The organism is Acidisoma sp. L85 (assembly GCF_009765865.1).
GTDB lineage: Bacteria > Pseudomonadota > Alphaproteobacteria > Acetobacterales > Acetobacteraceae > Acidisoma.
Genome location: NZ_LMUQ01000061.1, coordinates 562,165 through 580,189, shown reverse-complemented (window position 1 = coordinate 580,189; position 18,025 = coordinate 562,165). Strand labels below are relative to the sequence as shown.

At 65.0% G+C, this 18,025-nt stretch carries 16 protein-coding genes; 11 read left to right on the top strand and 5 right to left on the bottom strand.

Features of this window, described 5'->3' with window-relative positions:
- Nucleotides 1-15 precede the first annotated feature (15 nt).
- From GSQ83_RS21080 to hutI, 5 genes are all read left to right on the top strand, one after another.
- The gene (locus tag GSQ83_RS21080; RefSeq protein ID WP_158804812.1) at nt 16-1,047 is read left to right on the top strand and encodes an ABC transporter substrate-binding protein; all 1,032 of its coding nucleotides are present in this window, start codon (nt 16-18) and stop codon (nt 1,045-1,047) included.
- Nucleotides 1,040-1,870 (top strand): ABC transporter ATP-binding protein, encoded by an 831-nt coding sequence (locus GSQ83_RS21075; protein ID WP_158804811.1) that lies wholly within the window; start codon nt 1,040-1,042, stop codon nt 1,868-1,870. Before GSQ83_RS21080 ends, GSQ83_RS21075 begins: the two co-directional genes overlap by 8 nt.
- Before the next feature lie 83 nt (nt 1,871-1,953).
- On the top strand, nt 1,954-3,282 hold the full coding sequence (locus tag GSQ83_RS21070) for an aspartate aminotransferase family protein (protein ID WP_254065812.1): 1,329 nt from the start codon (nt 1,954-1,956) through the stop codon (nt 3,280-3,282).
- Between the two features lie 329 nt (nt 3,283-3,611).
- Nucleotides 3,612-3,881 carry an HU family DNA-binding protein gene (locus GSQ83_RS21065; protein WP_158804810.1) on the top strand — a complete coding sequence of 90 codons (270 nt, stop codon included), beginning with the start codon at nt 3,612-3,614 and terminating at the stop codon, nt 3,879-3,881.
- Between the two features lie 50 nt (nt 3,882-3,931).
- Nucleotides 3,932-5,149, top strand: coding sequence for an imidazolonepropionase (hutI, locus tag GSQ83_RS21060; protein WP_158804809.1), 1,218 nt, complete (start codon nt 3,932-3,934; stop codon nt 5,147-5,149).
- Between the two features lie 16 nt (nt 5,150-5,165).
- Here hutI and GSQ83_RS21055 read toward each other — a convergent pair whose 3' ends face one another.
- Entirely contained in the window at nt 5,166-5,339 is a 174-nt protein-coding gene (locus tag GSQ83_RS21055; protein ID WP_158804808.1) for a hypothetical protein, read from the bottom strand.
- Nucleotides 5,340-5,342: 3 nt separating this feature from the next.
- A complete protein-coding gene (locus tag GSQ83_RS21050) occupies nt 5,343-6,869 on the bottom strand; it encodes an FAD-dependent oxidoreductase (RefSeq protein WP_158804889.1) in 1,527 nt (508 codons plus the stop codon).
- A 143-nt stretch (nt 6,870-7,012) separates the two neighbouring features.
- Here GSQ83_RS21050 and GSQ83_RS21045 point away from each other — a divergent pair, with 143 nt between their 5' ends.
- From GSQ83_RS21045 to GSQ83_RS21020, 6 genes are all read left to right on the top strand, one after another.
- The gene (locus GSQ83_RS21045) at nt 7,013-8,023 is read left to right on the top strand and encodes a phosphatidylserine/phosphatidylglycerophosphate/cardiolipin synthase family protein (RefSeq protein ID WP_158804807.1); all 1,011 of its coding nucleotides are present in this window, start codon (nt 7,013-7,015) and stop codon (nt 8,021-8,023) included.
- A 22-nt stretch (nt 8,024-8,045) separates the two neighbouring features.
- Complete coding sequence (locus GSQ83_RS21040) at nt 8,046-8,708, top strand: chromate transporter (protein ID WP_158804806.1); 663 nt, start codon at nt 8,046-8,048, stop codon at nt 8,706-8,708.
- On the top strand, nt 8,705-9,235 hold the full coding sequence (locus GSQ83_RS21035) for a chromate transporter (RefSeq protein WP_158804805.1): 531 nt from the start codon (nt 8,705-8,707) through the stop codon (nt 9,233-9,235). The genes GSQ83_RS21040 and GSQ83_RS21035 overlap by 4 nt, the downstream gene beginning before the upstream one ends.
- 354 nt (nt 9,236-9,589) lie before the next feature.
- Nucleotides 9,590-12,148, top strand: coding sequence for a penicillin-binding protein 1A (locus GSQ83_RS21030; RefSeq protein ID WP_254065811.1), 2,559 nt, complete (start codon nt 9,590-9,592; stop codon nt 12,146-12,148).
- Nucleotides 12,149-12,203: 55 nt separating this feature from the next.
- A protein-coding gene (gene prfB, locus GSQ83_RS21025) for a peptide chain release factor 2 (protein ID WP_158804803.1) occupies nt 12,204-13,335 on the top strand; the annotation gives its coding sequence in 2 pieces (ribosomal slippage) (nt 12,204-12,272 and nt 12,274-13,335; 1,131 coding nt in all).
- A 436-nt stretch (nt 13,336-13,771) separates the two neighbouring features.
- Entirely contained in the window at nt 13,772-14,527 is a 756-nt protein-coding gene (locus GSQ83_RS21020; RefSeq protein WP_158804802.1) for a hypothetical protein, read from the top strand.
- 8 nt (nt 14,528-14,535) lie between these two features.
- Here GSQ83_RS21020 and GSQ83_RS21015 read toward each other — a convergent pair whose 3' ends face one another.
- From GSQ83_RS21015 to GSQ83_RS21005, 3 genes are all read right to left on the bottom strand, one after another.
- On the bottom strand, nt 14,536-14,847 hold the full coding sequence (locus GSQ83_RS21015; protein WP_158804801.1) for a hypothetical protein: 312 nt from the start codon (nt 14,845-14,847) through the stop codon (nt 14,536-14,538).
- A 74-nt stretch (nt 14,848-14,921) separates the two neighbouring features.
- Nucleotides 14,922-16,526 carry a DHA2 family efflux MFS transporter permease subunit gene (locus GSQ83_RS21010; protein WP_216850405.1) on the bottom strand — a complete coding sequence of 535 codons (1,605 nt, stop codon included), beginning with the start codon at nt 16,524-16,526 and terminating at the stop codon, nt 14,922-14,924.
- Nucleotides 16,523-17,776, bottom strand: a complete 1,254-nt coding sequence (locus tag GSQ83_RS21005) for an HlyD family secretion protein (RefSeq protein WP_158804800.1) — start codon at nt 17,774-17,776, stop codon at nt 16,523-16,525. The genes GSQ83_RS21010 and GSQ83_RS21005 overlap by 4 nt, the downstream gene beginning before the upstream one ends.
- Nucleotides 17,777-18,025 lie beyond the last annotated feature (249 nt).

Here is an 18,025-nt window from a genome sequence, read left to right as displayed (position 1 = left end):
CATAAGGATATGTGCATGAGTGATCTTCTGATTCCGACCCGGCGCCAGCTCATCGCGGGTGCCGCTGGATTGGCCGCTGCCGCCGCATTGCCGCTGCGGCCGGCGAGGGCGGCGGTGCCGACCATCAATATCGGCTATTTCATCGAGACCAAGCCCACCATGATCGCCAAAGCGCAGGGCTGGTTCGAGGATGAGGCGAAAGCCAAGATCAACTGGATCGAGGTCGCGAGCGGCGCGCAGATCAATGCCGGCGTGGTCGGCGGAAGCATCGATATCGGCATCGGCATCGGCTCCTCGCCGACGGCCGCCGGACTCAGCCAGGGCATCCCCTACAAGCTGATCGCCATGCTGGACAATATCGGCGCCGCCGAGGAGATGACGGTCCGCGCCAGCGACAACATCAAGAGCCCGGCCGATTTCAAGGGCAAGAAGCTCGCGACGCCTTTCGGCTCGACCTCGCATTTCCGCCTGCTTGGCTTTCTCAAGACCAATGGCCTGTCGCTGTCGGATGTGACGGTGCTGGATCTGCCGCCGGAGCAGATCGTCGCCGCCTGGGCGCGCAAGGATATCGACGGCGCCTATGTCTGGAGCCCGGCGAAGGCCAAGCTGCTGGCCGATGGCGGTGAGGTCTACAAGACCTATGATGTGCTAGATGAGAAAGGCTATGTCATCGCCGATCTCATCATCGCGCGGGATGGCTTCGCGCAGCCGCATCCGGAGGCGGTTGTCGGCTTGCTGAAAGCCTATGGCCGGGCGCTGGACCTCTATACCAGCAACCCGACCGAGGCTTCGGCGGTGGTCGGCACTGCGGCGGGTGTCAGTGCGCAGGTCGCCGAGGACAACCTCAAGGAATACGACTTCGTGCCGCTGAAAGAACAGCTCACCGCCAAGTGGTTGGGAACGCCGGGCAAGCCGGGAGCCTTCGCCGAGCAGCTGCAGCACACGGCGGAGTTCCTCGTGGAACAGAAGAGCATTCGCAAGTCGCGGGACCTCGCGGTGTATCAGAAGGGCATCGACACCCAGTATCTGGAGCGCGCGGTTGCCTGATTCCGGGGCGCCCTTGAGCGTCACGCCTTCGGGCGTGACCTCCGCGCCTTTCGTGGAGTTCGCGGGCGTCGCCGTCACCTATGGCGCGGGGACGCCGCAGGCGGTGGCGGCGCTGAGCCCCACCGACCTCGCTTTCGGCCGGGGCGAGTTCATTTGCATCGTCGGCCCCTCCGGTTGCGGCAAGACGACGCTGATGCAGACGCTCGCTGGGTTTTTGCCGCCTACCACAGGTATGGTGAGTGTCGGCGGGCAGGCTGTGCGCGGGCCGGGGCCGGAGCGCGGCGTGGTGTTCCAGCAGGCGGCATTGTTTCCTTGGAAGACGGTCGCCGCCAATGCCGGTTTCGGCCCGGCGATGCGCGGCCTGCCGCGCGCGGTGCAGCGTGAGCGGGTGGAATATTGGCTGCATTCAGTCGGGCTGTGGGAGTTTCGCGACCGCTACCCCTATGAGCTTTCCGGCGGCATGCAGCAGCGCCTCGCCATTGCGCGGGCACTGGCGAACGAGCCCGAGATCCTGCTCATGGACGAACCCTTCGGCGCGCTGGACGCGTTGACTCGTGAAAAGATGCAGGAGGCGCTGCACGAGGTGTGGCGCAGCCGCGGCATGACCGTGCTGTTCATCACGCATAGCGTGGATGAGGCGGTGTATCTCGGCACGGAGATTGTTGTGATGTCGCAGCGCCCGGGCCGGATTTTGGCGCGCATTCCGGCGCCTTTCGCCCGGCAGTCGGCGGATAGTGAGATCCGCCATGTGAAGGCGAGCGCCGACTTCGTCGCGCTGCGGGAGCAGGTGCTGGGTCTGATCTGGGGCGAGAACGCGGTCTAAACCGGGGTTAAAGCCGGGCGCTGGCGAGGGCTTGGCAAGAGGTCTAGTGTCTTCGGCACCCGAATCTCCGCACGAGGCCCCTCATGAACTCAGCTGTCACCTCCAGGTTCAACGAGCCGCTCGAGAACCACTGGATGCCGTACACCGCCAACCGGCAATTCAAGGAGGCGCCGCGTATCATCGTCCGGGCCGAGGGGATCCATTACTGGAACCCGCAGGGTGACCGGCTGATCGACAGCATCTCGGGCCTCTACACGACGCCCGCCGGGCACGGCCGCACCGAGATCCGCGAGGCGGTGAACCGCCAGATGGCCGATCTGGACTACGCGCCCGCCTTCCAGTTTGGCACCCCCGGTTCCTTCCGTCTTGCCACCGAAGTCGCGGCGCTGACGCCGGGGGACCTCAACCGGATCTTCTTTACCGGCGGTGGTTCCGAGGCGGTCGAGACCTCTCTTAAGATCGCCATCAACTACCATCGCGCGCGCGGCGAGGGTCAGCGCTTGCGGCTGGTCGGGCGCGAGAAGGGTTATCACGGCGTCAACTTCGGCGGCTGGTCGGTCGGCGGCATGGTGAAAAATCGCCAGATGTTCGGCATGGGCCTGCCCGGGGTCTCGCATATTCGCCACACCATGATCCCCGAGAACCGCTTCCAGATCGGCCAGGGCGAGCATGGCGGCGAGGCGCTCGCCGACGACTTACAGCGCCAGGTCGATCTCTACGGCGGAGACACGATCGCCGCCTGCATCGTCGAGCCGATCGCGGGCTCGGTCGGCATCCTGGTGCCGCCCAAGGGCTATCTCGAGCGGCTGCGCGCGATCTGTGACAAGCACGGCATCCTGCTGATTTTCGATGAGGTCATCTGCGGCTTCGGCCGCACCGGCCATGCTTTCGGCGCCACGGCCTTCGGCGTCACACCCGACATCATGTGCATGGCCAAGGCCATCAACAACGGCAATATTCCGATGGGCGCCGTCGCCGTGCGTGAGGGCATTTGCGATGCCATCATGGATATCGCCGCGCCTGACGCTATCGAGTTCTTCCACGGCTACACCTATTCGGCCCATCCCGTGGCTTGCGCCGCGGCCATCGCGACGCTGCGGATCTACCAGGATGACGGGCTGTTTGAACGAGCCCGCACGCTGGCTCCCTACTTTCTAGAACAGATCGCCAAGATGAAAGATGTCGGAATTGTAACTGACACGCGAGGGTACGGCTTGCTCGGCGCTTTCGATCTCGCGGCCGGCGCGTCGCCTGGTGCGCGGGGCTTCGAACTTCTCAAGCGCTGCTTCGAAATCGGGCTTGTCACGCGAGTCTCCGGCGATACCGTCATCCTTGCGCCGCCCTTCATCTGCAAGGAAACCGATATCGATCAGATGTTCGATATCCTGCGGAGCGTGCTCGCGACCTTCTAACGCTGCGAGTCAGCCGTCGCGTTTGTAACAAATGATAACAGACGCGACGGCGCGATTCGCAATCTCCCCGACCCTGACTTCGACTCCCGATGCCCGCGCGAGGCTTTATTCCCTGTCAAGCGGCGCATACTTCCGGGCAGCGATGCAATGCCAAGGTTAGTTACCGATTCCTTCGCCTGACAGTGCAAACTTTCTCTTCGCCCGAGAAAACCGTTGACGTGTCAGGAGCAATGCGGAACAAGCGCGGGGATACGCCCAAGGTATCTTTCAGGATTCGCGGCGCTTTCGGCTCGGTTCGCCGGTGCCCCGCTTAATTAAAGAGGTTTCTAATGTCGAAAGCGTTCCTGGCCCAGGTGATCCAAGAGTCGGCTGAGACCACGGGCGTCGCCGCGAACCGCGCGGCTGGCGACCTCATGCAGGCGATCGTTCGCGAGTTGAAGAAGAGCGGCCGCTTCACCCTGCCGAGCTTCGGAACCTTCATTGTGCGCAAGACCAAGGCTCGCAAGGGCCTCAATCCCCGCACGGGCGAGTCGATCAAGGTGAAGGCCGGCAAGACCGTGCGCTTCAAGGCTTCGCCCACGCTCAAGAAGGTCGTCTGAATTACGCGAAGGCGCTAGCCTCGATACTTTGAGGCTAGCGGAGACTCTATATGGCCGGCGCATCCTTCGATCGCATCTGGACCGGCGCGCGGCTCGCGACGCTGGCGGTTGAGCGGCCCGGTCTTGGGATTGTCGACAAAGGCGCGGTCGCCGCGTCGGGTGGCCGCATCGTTTTTGCCGGTGCCGAGGCAGATCTCCCGCAAGGCTGGTCAGCCGGTGAAACCATCAGGCTCGGCGGGCGGTGGATAACGCCCGGACTGGTCGACTGTCACACCCATATCGTTTTTGCCGGCAGCCGTGCCGCCGAATGGGAAATGCGCCTCGCGGGCGCGAGCTATGAGGCGATTTCCCGTGCTGGTGGCGGTATCCGATCCTCCGTCGCCGCCGCTCGCGATGCAAGCGATGCGGAGCTTCTCGCGCAAACCCTCCCGCGGGTAGATCGGCTGATCGCGGAAGGTGTCACCACAATCGAAGTAAAATCAGGCTACGGGCTTTCGACCGCGAGCGAGATGAAGCTGCTGCGGGTCGCGCGGCGGCTCGGAATTGAGCGGAACCTTGGCGTGCGCACAACGTTTCTCGGCGCGCATGCATTGCCGGCGGAAGCGGAAGGTGACCGCGATCGATATATAGATTTAGTGTGTAACGAAATGTTGCCAGCGGTCGCGGCAGCCAAACTCGCTGACGCGGTGGACGGATTTTGCGAGAGCATTGCTTTTTCGCCTGAGCAGATTGCTCTTGTCTTTGAGCAAGCCCGTGCCGCCGGCCTGCCGGTGAAGCTCCATGCGGATCAACTGACTAATTCGGGCGGTGCTGCTCTTGCGGCCAAGTTCGGCGCGCTGTCGGCCGATCATCTCGAATACACTGATGAGGCGGGTGCCAAGGCAATGCGAAACGCCGGTACCGTCGCTGTCTTGCTGCCAGGCGCCTATTACATGTTGCGCGAACGTCAGGCGCCGCCCGTCGAAATCTTCCGCCGCCTCGGCGTTCCGATGGCGGTGTCGACGGATTGCAATCCCGGCACGGCGCCGCTGGTCTCGCTGCTGCTGACGATGAACATGGCTGCTGTCCTGTTCGGGCTTACCGTGGACGAGGTGCTGGCGGGTGTCACGCGCGAGGCGGCGCGCGCGCTCGGACTTTGGGACGAAATTGGTTCGATAGAGCCGGGCAAGGCCTGCGATCTCGCCATCTGGAATGTGGAGCGGCCGGCAGAGATCTTCCACACGCTCGGGGGCAACCCGCTTTTCGCACGCGTTCGGGGCGGCGCCTAGTCCAAGTCGCGGAGGACTATGCGTCTGACTTTTGGCTCCGCTCGATTGGCGGACCGTCGAGGCTTTCCGGACCGCCGCGCGTTTCGCTTTCCGGGCCGATGCTGCGGCGCGGCGGCACTGGCTTCGTCGCGGGATGCGGATCCTCGCCATCGCTCGCGGCGTCGGAGATCGGGATGTCGTCCATCGTCATCGCTCAGCACTCCATGATCAGCGCTTGCGCCTCCGCGACGGGCAGTGGGCGGCGCAAGCCGTCGGAGAGAACAGCCATGGCTCGCTCGCGCTGACAAGCGACGGCCGCGCGCACCTCACCATCCTTCGCCAGCAGGACGACGAAGGTGAGGCTGCCGAGATCACCCAGGACAATCTCCTCGTCCCAATGTCGCGGGTCGCCGAGGCATTCGACGCGATGGCCATAATGCTGGGTCCAGAAGAAGGGAACGTCGTCGTAGCTGATTTCGGCGCCGAGCATGTTGCGGGCCGCCAGCCGCGCCTGTTGCTGCGCATAGCGCCAATGCTCGATCCGGCGGCTTTCGCCATGGAGCGGCATCGCCGCGATGTCGCCGGCGGCATAGATGCCGGGCGCCGCGCGCAGGCCAGCATCTACGGTCAAGCCGCCATCATTGCCGAGCGCAATGCCCTGCACGAATTCGGTGCGAGGCCGGATGCCGAGGCCGAGCAGCACGAGATCGGCCGTGAGACTTCCGCCATCGTCGAGCGTGAGCGTGGCGCCCTGCGGACCATCGGCAATGGCGACGGCTCTGCGGGCCTTGCGAAAGGCGACACCGTTTTCCTCATGCAGACGGAGCAGCCGCCCGCCCGCCGCCGGCCCGATCTGCTCGGCGAAAGGCGCGGATTGGGAGGTCACGACCGTGACAGCGACGCCGCGGGTTCGAAATGCGGACGCCGCCTCCATGCCGATGAAGCCGCCGCCGAGGAGCACGGCATGGGCGACCGTCCCGTGAGCCTTCAGCGCCTCGTGGATGGCCACGGCATCCTCGCGGTTCCGCAGCACATGCACGCGGGGGCCGCTGGCGCCGGGAATGTCCGGCCTGCGCGGCGTGCCGCCGGTGGCGATGAGGGCCGCATCGAAGGAGATGGCTTGGCCCTTGCAGAGCACGACCTTCTGGTCCGTGGTGTCCAACCGCGCGACCTTCTCCACAACGCGCTCGATCGCCAAGGCGGCGAGGGTGGCATCGTCTCGGAGCAGGGGGGTTTCCGCCGCGGGCATCTCGCCGGAGACTACGAATTTGCTGAGCGCCGTGCGGTCATAGGGTGCCTCGGGGCCGATCAGCACCAGGCGGCCCGCGAAGCCTGCCTCTCTCAGCGCGCAGGCCCCGGCGGTTCCAGCCGCGCCCGCGCCGATGACAACAAAGACGGGATGGTCGCTGCCGGCAGCTGTGCGGGGTAACGGCGGCTCGGCCTCAGACGAGACCAGAACGGCGTCGCCCTCGATCCGGGTCGGATAACGCCGCAGGCTCTCGAGCGGCGGCGGTTCGAGCAAGCGGCCATCGGCTATGGCGAAGCTGCCCTTATGCCAGGGGCAAATCAGCCGGCCGTTGCAGATGGCACCTTCCGCCAGCGGAGCGCCGGCATGGGGACATTTTCCGGAAAAGGCGCGGACCTCGGAGCCGTTGCGGATAAGCACGAATGAATCGTCGCCCAGCATCACGCCAAACGGTCGATTCTCGGCGATCTCCGCCAGCCGTGCGACCTGCTGCATCTCTGCCACCGCCAGCCTCCCCCGTCTCAAGAGGCCAAGTGGGGGCCGGGCCGCCGGCCTCCAGGGGGATCTCCGGGTCAAGGCTTGCTTTTCTTAACGAAACCTCCTCGACTTCGGACAACAGGGGGGACAGAAGACCGCCTATGGACAATGATATCGGGGTCAAGTTTATCGACGGCGCGCGGGCGATCGTGCAGCCAGACGACGGTACCGCGCCGGTGCGTGAACTCATTGATGGGGCGAAGCGCACCATCCTTCTCAAGATGTTCACATTTACGATCGATGATATCGCCGAGAGCCTGATCGCCGCGCAGAAGCGCGGGGTGGATGTGCGGGTGATGCTCAACCCGGCACGCTCTTCCGGCAGCCGGGCGAATGACGACATGCGGGCGAGGCTGCATGACGGCGGCATCACAGTCGCTTGGAGCAGCCCCGCCTTCGCCGTGACCCATGAGAAGTCGATGGTGGTCGATGGGCGAACCGCGATGATCGCCACCTTCAACTACGGCGAGAAATATTTCACCGCCACCCGCGATTACGGCATCCTGACCGAGGACACTGGTGTCGTCGCCGAGATCGAGGAGGGCTTCCACGCCGACTGGGAGAGGCGGGAGTTCGCGCCCCCGGCCACCGGCCCGCTGCTCTGGAGCAACCGCGACTCACGGGTGCTGATGTGCGCCTTCATCGACCGGGCCAAGCATACGCTCGACGTGCAGCACCCGAAATTCGTCGATGCGACAGTGTTGGAGCGGGTGGTTCAGGCCAATGAGCGCGGGGTACGCGTGCGGGTGCTCTGCGGCGGCAAGCACGGCATCAGCGCCTGGGATATCCTCGACACCTTCGCCTCGCTCCGGCTCATGAAGCTGCACGGCATCAAGATCCGCAAGCAGAAGAAGCTCCGCCTGCATGCCAAGCTGCTGCTGGCTGATGGCAAGCGCGTGCTCACCGGCTCGATGAACATCGACCGCAGTGCCTTCGACCTCCGCCGCGAACTCGGCTGCCTGGTGGACGACAAGGAGGTCGTCGAGCGGCTGCAGACGGTCTTCCAGCAGGACTGGCACGACGGCTCGCATTACGATCCGCCCGATCCGCTGAGCGTGCATCTGGTCGAGGAAGACGATCACGCCCACGATCCCGAATTGGTTCACGAGTGACCTTCCCGAAGAGGGAGACCGCATGAACGACATTTCGCCCCAGGTGGTGGATGGCAAGGCGGCTGATCCCGCCGCGCAGGAGGGCGAACTGCCGAAGGTGCCGGCGTGGCAGCTCGCGGTGACCTTCAACGAGATCGCGTTGTCGAGCTTCGGCGGCGGGCTTTCCGCATGGTCGCGGGAGATGGTGGTGTCCCGGCGCGGCTGGATGACGGATGCCGAGTTCCTCAGCGCGATGACGATCTGCCGCATCCTGCCTGGTGCCAATCAGGTCAATGTCGCGGTCTTCGTCGGCACCAAACTGGCTGGCGCGCGAGGGGCGGCCGGGGCGCTGGTCGGGTTGATCACCGTGCCGACGCTGCTGCTGGTCGGCATTGCCGCGATCTACGCGATCTTTCAGAAGTCGCCGATTCTGCACCATGTGCTAGGCGGCTTCGCCGCCGCCGCCATCGCGATGACGCTCTCCATGGTTTGGCGCACCGGGCGATCGACGTTGACCTCGGTCATGCCCATCCTGCTGTTTGCAGCGACCTTCGTTCTCAACGGCATCCTGCGCTGGCCGCTGTGGTGGACCCTGGCGATCACGGCGCCGATCGGCATCGCCTGGGCCTGGCGGCAGGCGGCGCCGGCGAAACCTACGCCGCCCGGACCATCGCTGGAAGTGACGCCGGGGAGCGCCGCGCCATGACACTGACCCTCGCGCTGCAGCTCTGCCAGGTTTTCGGCATCACCTCGCTGCTCGCCTTCGGCGGCGGCAATGCGGTGATCCCGCAGTTCCAGATGCTGACGGTCGAGCATTACCACTGGCTCACCAGCCGTCAGTTCACCGATGCCTTCGCCATCGCCCAGGCGGCTCCGGGGCCGAGCACCCTTATCGTCAGCCTGCTGGGTTATCGTGCGGGCGGCGTGTGGGGCGCGCTGATCGCGACCGCCGCCATGGTCGTGCCGACCAGCATCATCGTCTATGTCATGGCGAGGCTGTGGAATGCAGGGCATGGCGAGCACCGCCTGCGTCATGCGGTGCAGAACGGCATGGCGCCGATCGCGGTGGGTCTGATTCTGGCCGGCGGCCTGGTCGTCGCGCGGGAGGCTGAAAGCTCGATCTTGCAACTGGCGATGACGGCGGTCGCGACGATCATTCTTTGCGCGTCCAAGGTTAACCCGCTGATTGTGGCGGTGTGCTGTGGCGTGCTGGGCGGGCTGCTGTCCGCCTGAGAAGCGTGATCTTCCCTCCTGCAAGGGAGGAGCGGGGGTGGGTCCGGTGCTGCGGCGAGACCTTGATCATCGGCGCCCGGACGAACCCACCCCCGACCCCTCCCTTTCAGGGATGGGAGTGCTGACGGGCTTGAGTTTGATGAGATCACGCAAAACGCGTATTATTAACCGGTTCTCTAAGCCTTTTCGCCCGATGCCATATGTCGAGGCCACCGGCTAGAACTCGAAAGCTGCGCCAGACGTATCATATCTGCTAGACGGGCGGCGATCCGCCTGCCGCGATCCTGCGACCAGGAGGCGGACGCCGCTGAGAGAGACCATGCTATGCCCGGGCCATTGAGAGCCGGCGATCCCATGATGCCGCGCCCTAGCCAAGATGGGGTTAGGCCGCCCGCGCCCGTCGCACCGCAAATCGGCGGTGGGCGTGAGAAGCGCCCACGTAATAGCCGCAAGCGCGCCCGGACCGGCCTTGGGCTGGTTGCCGCTCGTGCGGTCACAAGCCTCTTTGCCCTAGCGGGCGTCCTCGTGGTCGGTGGCGGCATTGCTGGCTACGCGGTCTTCCACCGTTACACGGCCGACCTGCCGGGCGTGGATGGGCTGCGGACCTATCAGCCGCCGGTGATGAGCCGCATCTATGCCAGCGACATGCAGCTCATGGCGGAACTCGCGACCGAGCGCCGCATCTACACGCCCTTCGCCGATATCCCGCCGCAGCTCGCCCAGGCCTTCATCTCGGCCGAGGATCAGAACTACTGGCACCACCCCGGCATCGACCCCGTCGCCATCGCACGCGCGGCGGTGACCGATATCGCCAAGATGGGCAGCGGCAAGCGGCCGATTGGCGCCTCGACCATCACGCAGCAGGTCGCCAAGAACATTCTGCTACAGAATCACATCAATTTTGGCACGAAGATCAAAGAAGCGATCCTCGCCTTGCGCATCGACCGGGCGATGAGCAAGCAACGCGTGCTCGAGATCTATCTCAACGAGATCTATCTCGGCGAGCAGTCCTATGGCGTGACTTCGGCGGCCGGAACCTATTTCGGCAAGCCGCTCGACCAGCTGAGCATCGCGCAGGATGCGATGCTCGCCTCGCTGCCCAAGGCGCCCAACAACTACGACCCCTATCATCAGCCTCAGGCGGCGCTGACGCGGCGCAACTGGGTGATCGACCGCATGGCGGATGACGGCGCCATCACCCATGAGCAGGCGGTCGCCGCCAAGGCCGAGCCTCTGGTGCCGCGTGCCGCCAGCCGTCCGGCAACGGTCGCCGGGGCCGGCTACTTCGTCGATACGGTGCGCCAGCAGCTCGTCGCGCTGTTCGGCGAGAAGCGGGCGACCGATGGCGGCCTCGTCGTCCATACCAGCTTCAACCCGACCCTGCAGGCGGCCGCCGAGACCTCGCTGCGCCGCGGCCTCACCGAATACGATCGCAGCCATGACGGCTGGCGCGGCCCGGTGACGCAGATCGATATCACCACCGGCGATTGGGGCCCTGCGCTCGCCGCCGTGCAGGTCCCGCCGGGCATTCTGCCGGATTGGCGCCTCGGCGTGGTGCTGGCGGAGACGCCGGTGCAGGCCTCCATCGGCTGGCTCGATCCTGGCGCCAACGCGCGCGATCCCGGCGCCGCACGCCATCGCGGCGACCTGCGCTTCGCGGGTGTCCGCTGGGCGCGCCATGCCGGACCCTTCGGCACCAACCTCGGCCCTGGCCCTCGCCGCATGGCGGATGTCGTCAAGCCGGGCGATGTCGTGATGATCCAGCCCTCGGACGAGCCGGGTTCCGAGGATGTCGCATTGCGCCAGATCCCGCAGGTTCAAGGCGCGCTGCTGAGCATGGACCCATCGACCGGCCGGGTTCTGGCCATGGTGGGCGGCTGGAGCCATGATCTCAGCCAGTTCAACCGCGTGACCCAGGCGCAGCGCCAGCCGGGCAGTAGCTTCAAGCCGCTCGTCTATCTGACAGCCATGGAGCAGAATATCGCGCCGGATGCGAGCGTGCTGGACGCGCCTTTCGTGGTGAACATGGGCTCCGCCGGCGAATACCGCCCCGGCAATTACGAGGAAGGCTTCCTCGGCCCGATTCCGCTGCATGTGGCGCTGGAGCAATCGATCAACCTCGCGACCCTGCATCTCGCGGCGCGGCTGGGCCTGTCATCTGTCGCCAAGACCGCGCAGGATTTTGGCGTGGTCGATAAGATGCCGCTGCTCTACCCGGCGGTTCTTGGCGCCATCGAGACGACGATGCTCAGGCTCGGCACCGCCTATGCGGAATTCAGCCAGATGGGGCGCCAGGTTGCGCCGAGCTTCATCGATCGGGTCGAGGATGCGCAGGGCAATATCATCTACCGCGCCCCCGGCACCGGTTGTGACAACTGCGCCGCCCCCGCGATGGATCAGCCGCCTGCGCTGACCTATGGCGGGGCGCAGCTCGCCGACCCCGCGAGCGTCGCGCAGCTCGTCACCATGATGAAGGGAGTGATGGTGCGCGGCACCGGCCGTGTGGCGAACGCGGGTCTCGCCGCCTGGCAGGTCGCCGGTAAGACCGGCACGACCGAGAACTTCCAGGACGCCTGGTTCACCGGTTTCACGCCCACCCGGATGACCTCCGTCTGGGTCGGCTTCGACCAGCCCCAGAGCCTCGGCGACAACGAGCAGGGTGCCACCGTCGCCGGTCCGATCTGGAATCGCTACATGACCGTGGCGCTCAAGGATCAGCCGCAGATTCCGTTCACCCTGCCGCCCGGCGTCAGCCTGCGCAGTACCGGCGGGATTATGGAGGCCTTCAAGACTAACGAAAGCGGCGGCGGCAGCGTGAGTGTGGCGCAAGGCAGTGCGCCGGATACCAGCGGCGGCGGCGGTTCCAGCGGCAGCAGCGGTGGTCTCGACAACGCGGTGGGCGGCCTTTATTAGCGCGCCATCGCGCCGCTCCTTCGGCCGCCTCCCCCTTTGCCGTGATTGAAAGCCAATGTCCGCGGAATCCGACGCCCTCTCCGAACAGATCAAGCAGTCGGTGGCACTGCTGAGGAGGCATCTTTGACTGGGATGTCGCCGTCGCTCGCCTCGACGAGCTGAACACCCTCGCCGAAGACCCCGCCCTCTGGAATGATTCCTCTGCCGCGCAGGTGATGCTGCGGGAGCGCACGCGGCTTGCCACCAGCATCGACGGGCTGCGCGCGCTCGAGCGTGACGTGGCCGATGCGGTGGGCCTCATCGAAATGGGCGAGAGCGAGGGCGATGCGGGCATCGTTGCCGAGTCTCTCGCGAGCCTCAACCGCTTGGCCGAGACCTCCAAGCGCCTGGAGATCGAGAGCCTGTTGTCCGGCGAGGCCGATGCCAACGACGCCTATCTCGAGATCAACGCCGGTGCCGGCGGCACTGAGGCGCAGGATTGGGCCGAGATGCTCCAGCGCATGTATCTGCGCTGGGCCGAGCAACACGGCTACAAGGTGCAGTTCCTCGAAACCTCCGAGGGCGAGCAGGCCGGTATCAAGTCGGTGACCATGCAGGTGACCGGTCCCAGCGCTTATGGCTGGCTCAAGACCGAGGCCGGAGTGCATCGTCTCGTTCGTATCAGCCCTTTCGATGCGGCGGCCCGGCGCCAGACCAGCTTCGCGAGCGTCTGGGTCTATCCCGTGGTGGACGACACGATCGAGATCGAGATCAACCCGGCGGACCTCAAAGTCGATACCTTCCGGGCGTCCGGCGCTGGCGGCCAGCACGTCAACAAGACCGAAAGCGCGATCCGGATCACCCATATCCCGACCGGCATCGTCGTTGCCTGTCAGACCGACCGCAGCCAGCATCGCAACCGCGCGACCGCCATGGCGATGCTGAAGGCGCGGATGTACGAGGCGGAGCTGCAGAAGCAGGAAGCCGCCGCCGATGCGGTGGCCGCGTCGAAGACGGATATCGGCTGGGGCCATCAGATCCGCAGCTACGTGCTGGCACCCTATCAGCTCGTGAAAGACCTGCGGACCAATGTCGAGCGCGGCAATCCGGCAGCGGTGCTGGATGGCGACCTCGACGAATTCATGGCCGCCGCCCTCGCCGCCCGCGTCGGCGCCACGCGCAGCGAGGCAAGCGCCTCCGCGCGTTAGCTTAGCCTTCCGCTCCGTTGCACGGAGGGGTGGAGATAGCGCCCTCTCATCCACTTCGGCCCTTTTGAGCAGATTGTCTCAGGTTCGCGCTGTGTCCATTCCACCACGTCATGCTCGGCGAAGGCCGAGCATCCACGCCTTCGCTTGCGTTACGAAGGCAAGGCGTGGATGGCACGCCTTCGCGTGCCATGACGGATCTCTGGGTCGCGGTTCAATATCAGATCGCCACGCGCTCGCACCGTGATTGGACACGGCGCCGCCGCGCCGTTTAGCCTTCGCCGCGCGCTGACGACCTAGGAGGAGAGCGGGCCTGACTTCCCCTTGGATCACCCTCGGCGCTCTGGTTCTGTTTCTCGCCGCGAGCGGCGCCGGCATCGTCATCCGGCCGTTGCTGAGCGAGCGGCACAAAACACGGGAAACCATCGAGTTGCTTCAGGTGACGGTGACGATGCTCGTCACCTTCGCGGCCATCGTTCTTGGCCTGCTCATTACCTCGGCCAAGGCAAGCTTCGACGACGCCGCCGCCCAGTTCCGCAGCTATTCAATCGCGCTAGTGCAGCTTGACCTTAGTCTGCGCGACTACGGGCCGGGGGCCGATGCCATCAGGGCACAGCTGCGGACCTATACTGCGAGCGCGATCGCCTCGACTTGGACGAGTGAAAAAGCTCCGCCCGGCAACTATTATCCTCGCGTCGTGCCGAGCTCGGCGTCTGACATGACGGAGGAAAGTACGTTCCTGGGCCGCCTTCTGACGCAGGTGGGCCGCGGTATCCACGCACTTCCGGTTACAACACCGCAGCAGAAGCGCGACCAGCTGGACTGCGAGCATCAGATGCAGAACGTGCTGAGCCAGCGCTGGCAGTTGATCTCGGCGTTGCAGGCGCAGCTCTCCACGCCATTTGTGGTCGTGCTGGTCTTCTGGCTGGCGGTGATCTTTCTGTGTTTCGGGCTGAGTGCGCCGTTCAACTATCTCGCCGGTGCGGTGATTCTGCTCAGCGCGGTTTCGCTGACCTCGGCACTTTTCGTTGTGGTCGACCTCAACACGCTTTTCGACAACGGCTTTTTCACGATCTCCAGCGGGCCGGAGCGGGATGCGCTCGCCCATATGCTGGCGCCCGATGACGGCCGGACCGCGACCGATCCCATTGCCGCAACCGGCACGACCACCGGCCAGGGCACGCCGGCGCCATAGGACGGAGCCTAAATCGGCTCCTCGTCGTGAACGCCATGGGGGAAGAGGCGCTTGTCGACTTCGAGGCGGAGTTCCTCGATCGCGGTGCCGGAGGAAGGGTCGATCGCCTCGATCGCCGTCAGGATGGCCTGGCAGACGTCGCGCAGGCCGTGCAGGAAGCTGTGGCGGACCTGCTCGGCCGGCAGGTCGTCGTCACTCGGTATCGCGTGGCGGTCGAGCATTTCCTGTACGCGGTCCGCCTCGGTGTGATGCCCCTCATTGCGAAGCCGCACCACGAGCGCCTCGGCGCGCTGGGTCGGGATGTCGTCGTCTGCCGTCATGTGGAAACCTCGGTGGCGTTTGGGGGATGTGCACGCCTGCGCTGGCGCGGGTCAAGACGAGACGGCCCCGCGCGCTAGTGTCCTCCGCCCCCGCCGCCGCCGCTTTTGGTTGGCGAGAAGATGAAGGTGAAGGGGATCACGCAGAAGGCCGCGATGGCGCAGTAGATGAAAACGTCCCGATAGGCGAGCACAGCGGCTTGGGTCTGCAAATCCCGCAGGATCGTCGCCGGAACGAGCTCTGAGATCTGCCCCATCCCGTAGCCGAAACTCCGTATGCTTCCTCTCAGGGTTTGTTCCAGCAGGCGATAGGGCTCGTGCAGATCGGTCATGTACTGGGCGAGATACGCCTGGTGGATCTGCACCCGGTTGGTCACCGTGGCCGTCGCGAGCGAGATGCCGATCGATCCGGCGACGTTGCGGAGCATGACATAGAGCGCGCTGCCGTCCGAGTTCAGCGCGCGCGGCAAGGTGGAATAGGTGATCGTGCTGACCGGCACGAACAGGAAAGCCAGGCCGCTGACCTGAAAGATGCGGGTCCAGACCAGGGTCGCGAAATCCACCGTCGGCACCACGATCAGGCTGGAATACAGATAGGACGTCCCGACCAGCAAGAAGCCGAAGGCGATAAGGTATCGCGTTTGGATTCTCGGCATCAGCAGCCGCTGCACGAAGGGTATCAATATGACGATCGCGATCGCCCCGGGCGACAGGATCAGTCCGGCAAGGGTCGCGGTATAGCCCAGGTCCTGCTGTGCCAGTTGCGGCACCAGCACGGCGCCGGAATAGAGCGTGGCACCGATCCCGGTGATCATCAGCGCGCCGGCCGCGAAGTTGCGGTCCTTGAAGGCCAGCAGATCGACCACCGGCTTGGGCGTGGTCAGCAGCCAGACAATCGCGCCGCTGATCCCGATCGCCGCCAGAACGCCCATGGTCACGATGAAGCGTGAGCTGAACCAGTCCTCGTCCTCGCCGCGGTCCATCATGACCTGCAGGCAGCCGAGGCCGAGCGCGATGAGGCCGAGGCCGATCCAGTCGGTGTCAATGAACTTGGCCTTCTGCCGCTTCACCCAGGGCGGATCCTCGACCAGCGCCAGAACGGAGAAAAACGCGACCGCGCCGACCGGGATGTTGATCCAGAAGATCCAGCGCCAGGAATAGGTATCGGTCAGCCAGCCGCCGAGTGTCGGGCCGATCGCCGGCGCGAAAATCACCGCGATGGCCACCACCCCGAAGGCCGCGCCGCGCTTCTTGGGCTCGAAAGTGTCGAGGATGATGGCCTGCTGGTTCGGTTGCAGCCCACCGCCGAAGAAGCCCTGAAGCAGGCGATAGATCACCATCTGGCCGAGCGAAGTGGCCGTGCCGCAGAGGAAGGAACAGACCACGAAGGCCGCGATGCAGATCAGGAAGTAGCGCTTGCGGCCGATGACTCGGCCGATGAAGCCCGAGATCGGCAGCACGATGCCGTTGGCGACGAGATAGGAGGTCAGTGTCCAGGTCGCGTCGTCATAGCTCGCCGAGACCGACCCCGCGATGTGCGGCAGCGAGACATTGACGATGGTGGTGTCGAGAATCTCCATGAAGGCCGCGATTGTGACCACCACGGCGATGAGCCAGGGGTTGCCCTTCGGCTTCCACGCGGCATCGGATTCGTCATGCGTCCCGGCAGCGGCACCACTCACGGCTGGGTCTGCTCACTTTGCGCGCCGTTTCGGACGTATTCCCTGACCTTGATCGTGGGCTCAACCGAGAGGCCGAGGGGGAGCGGCAAATTGGGGTCCAGCCCATGGTCGATGTCGATCTTTACCGGCACGCGCTGCACGATCTTGACGAAGTTGCCGGTCGCGTTCTCGGCCGGGAAGGTGCTGAAGCGGCTGCCGGAGCCCATCTGCACGCTATCGACATGGCCTTTGAGATGCAGGCCGGGATAGGCATCGACCGTGATGTCCACGACCTGGCCAGGCCGCATGCGATTGAGCTGATTCTCCTTGTAATTGGCGATCACCCAGACTTCGGGCGTCACCAGCGACATGATTCCCTGGCCAGCCTCAAGATAATAGCCGACCTCGACATTGCGGCGCGTCACCCAGCCATCCTGCGGCGCACGGACGGCGGTGTAGGAAAGATTGAGCTTCGCCTGGTCGTATTGCGATTGGGCCTGCTGCTCCGACCCCAGGAGCTGCTGCACGCGGGCGCTCGCCTGGTCGATGTTCTGCTGCACGAGACTCGCCGTATCGACCTTGGCCTGGGCGACCTTCACCTGGCCCTCGGCCTGCCGGAGCGTGGCGGTCGATTGGTCGATCTGCTGCTGCGTGGTCGCGGCGCGGGCGACTACATGCTGTCGCTTGAAGTCGGATTGCGCGTTAGCGAGGTTACCCTGCGCTTGCTCCAGGCTGCCCTGCGCGGAGAGAAGATCGGCGGGATAGGTGGTCGCTGCCTTGTCGAGGTCGATCCGGGCCGAGGATAGCTGGGCCTGGGCCTGGGTAAGCTGCGCCGCCGTTTTGTCGAGCGCGGTCTTGTAGTCGCGTGGATCGATCCGGATCAGCACATCGCCCTTCCGGACGCGCTGGTTGTCGCTGACATCGAGCGCTATGACCTGGCCCGCAATCCTTGGCGCGATCGTGACCGCGCGGCCCTCGGTATAGGCATCGTCGGTATCGATCAGGTCGCGGATGGAAAACCAGTAGAGAAACGCGCCGATCGCGGCGATGACCAGGACGAGAACGAAAATCAGCCGGATCAGGATTTTGCGCCGCCGCGCCTTGCGCTCGTCGGCCTGCTTCTGGGCGGGCGTGCGGCGGTCCTTCTGATCGTCCTGCTTGCCGTCCTTCGCTTTGTCGCCCCCCGCGTCACCGCCCTTCGACTGGCCGGAGTCAGCTTTCTTCTCGTCGTCTGGACCGGCAGCCCGCGCCTCGTCGTCGTCTTCAGCCATGAGGTATCCTTGATGCGGAAGCAGGAGGCGCCAGTCCGGGCCGGCTCAACCAGCGCGCTGACCGATCGGTCAGCGTTAGCGCATGTAAGGGCTTGCAGTCGATTCGAAACCCCCCAGCTCGCCAGGTTTAAGCCGAGCCCTCCACAGCGGGGGTCGTGATAGAGTGGCGCTATTGATCGATATCGAGAAATCGATTTTGACGATCATACTTGGAAGCGTAGGTTGCGGCTGTTCCAAGCCCCGCATGAA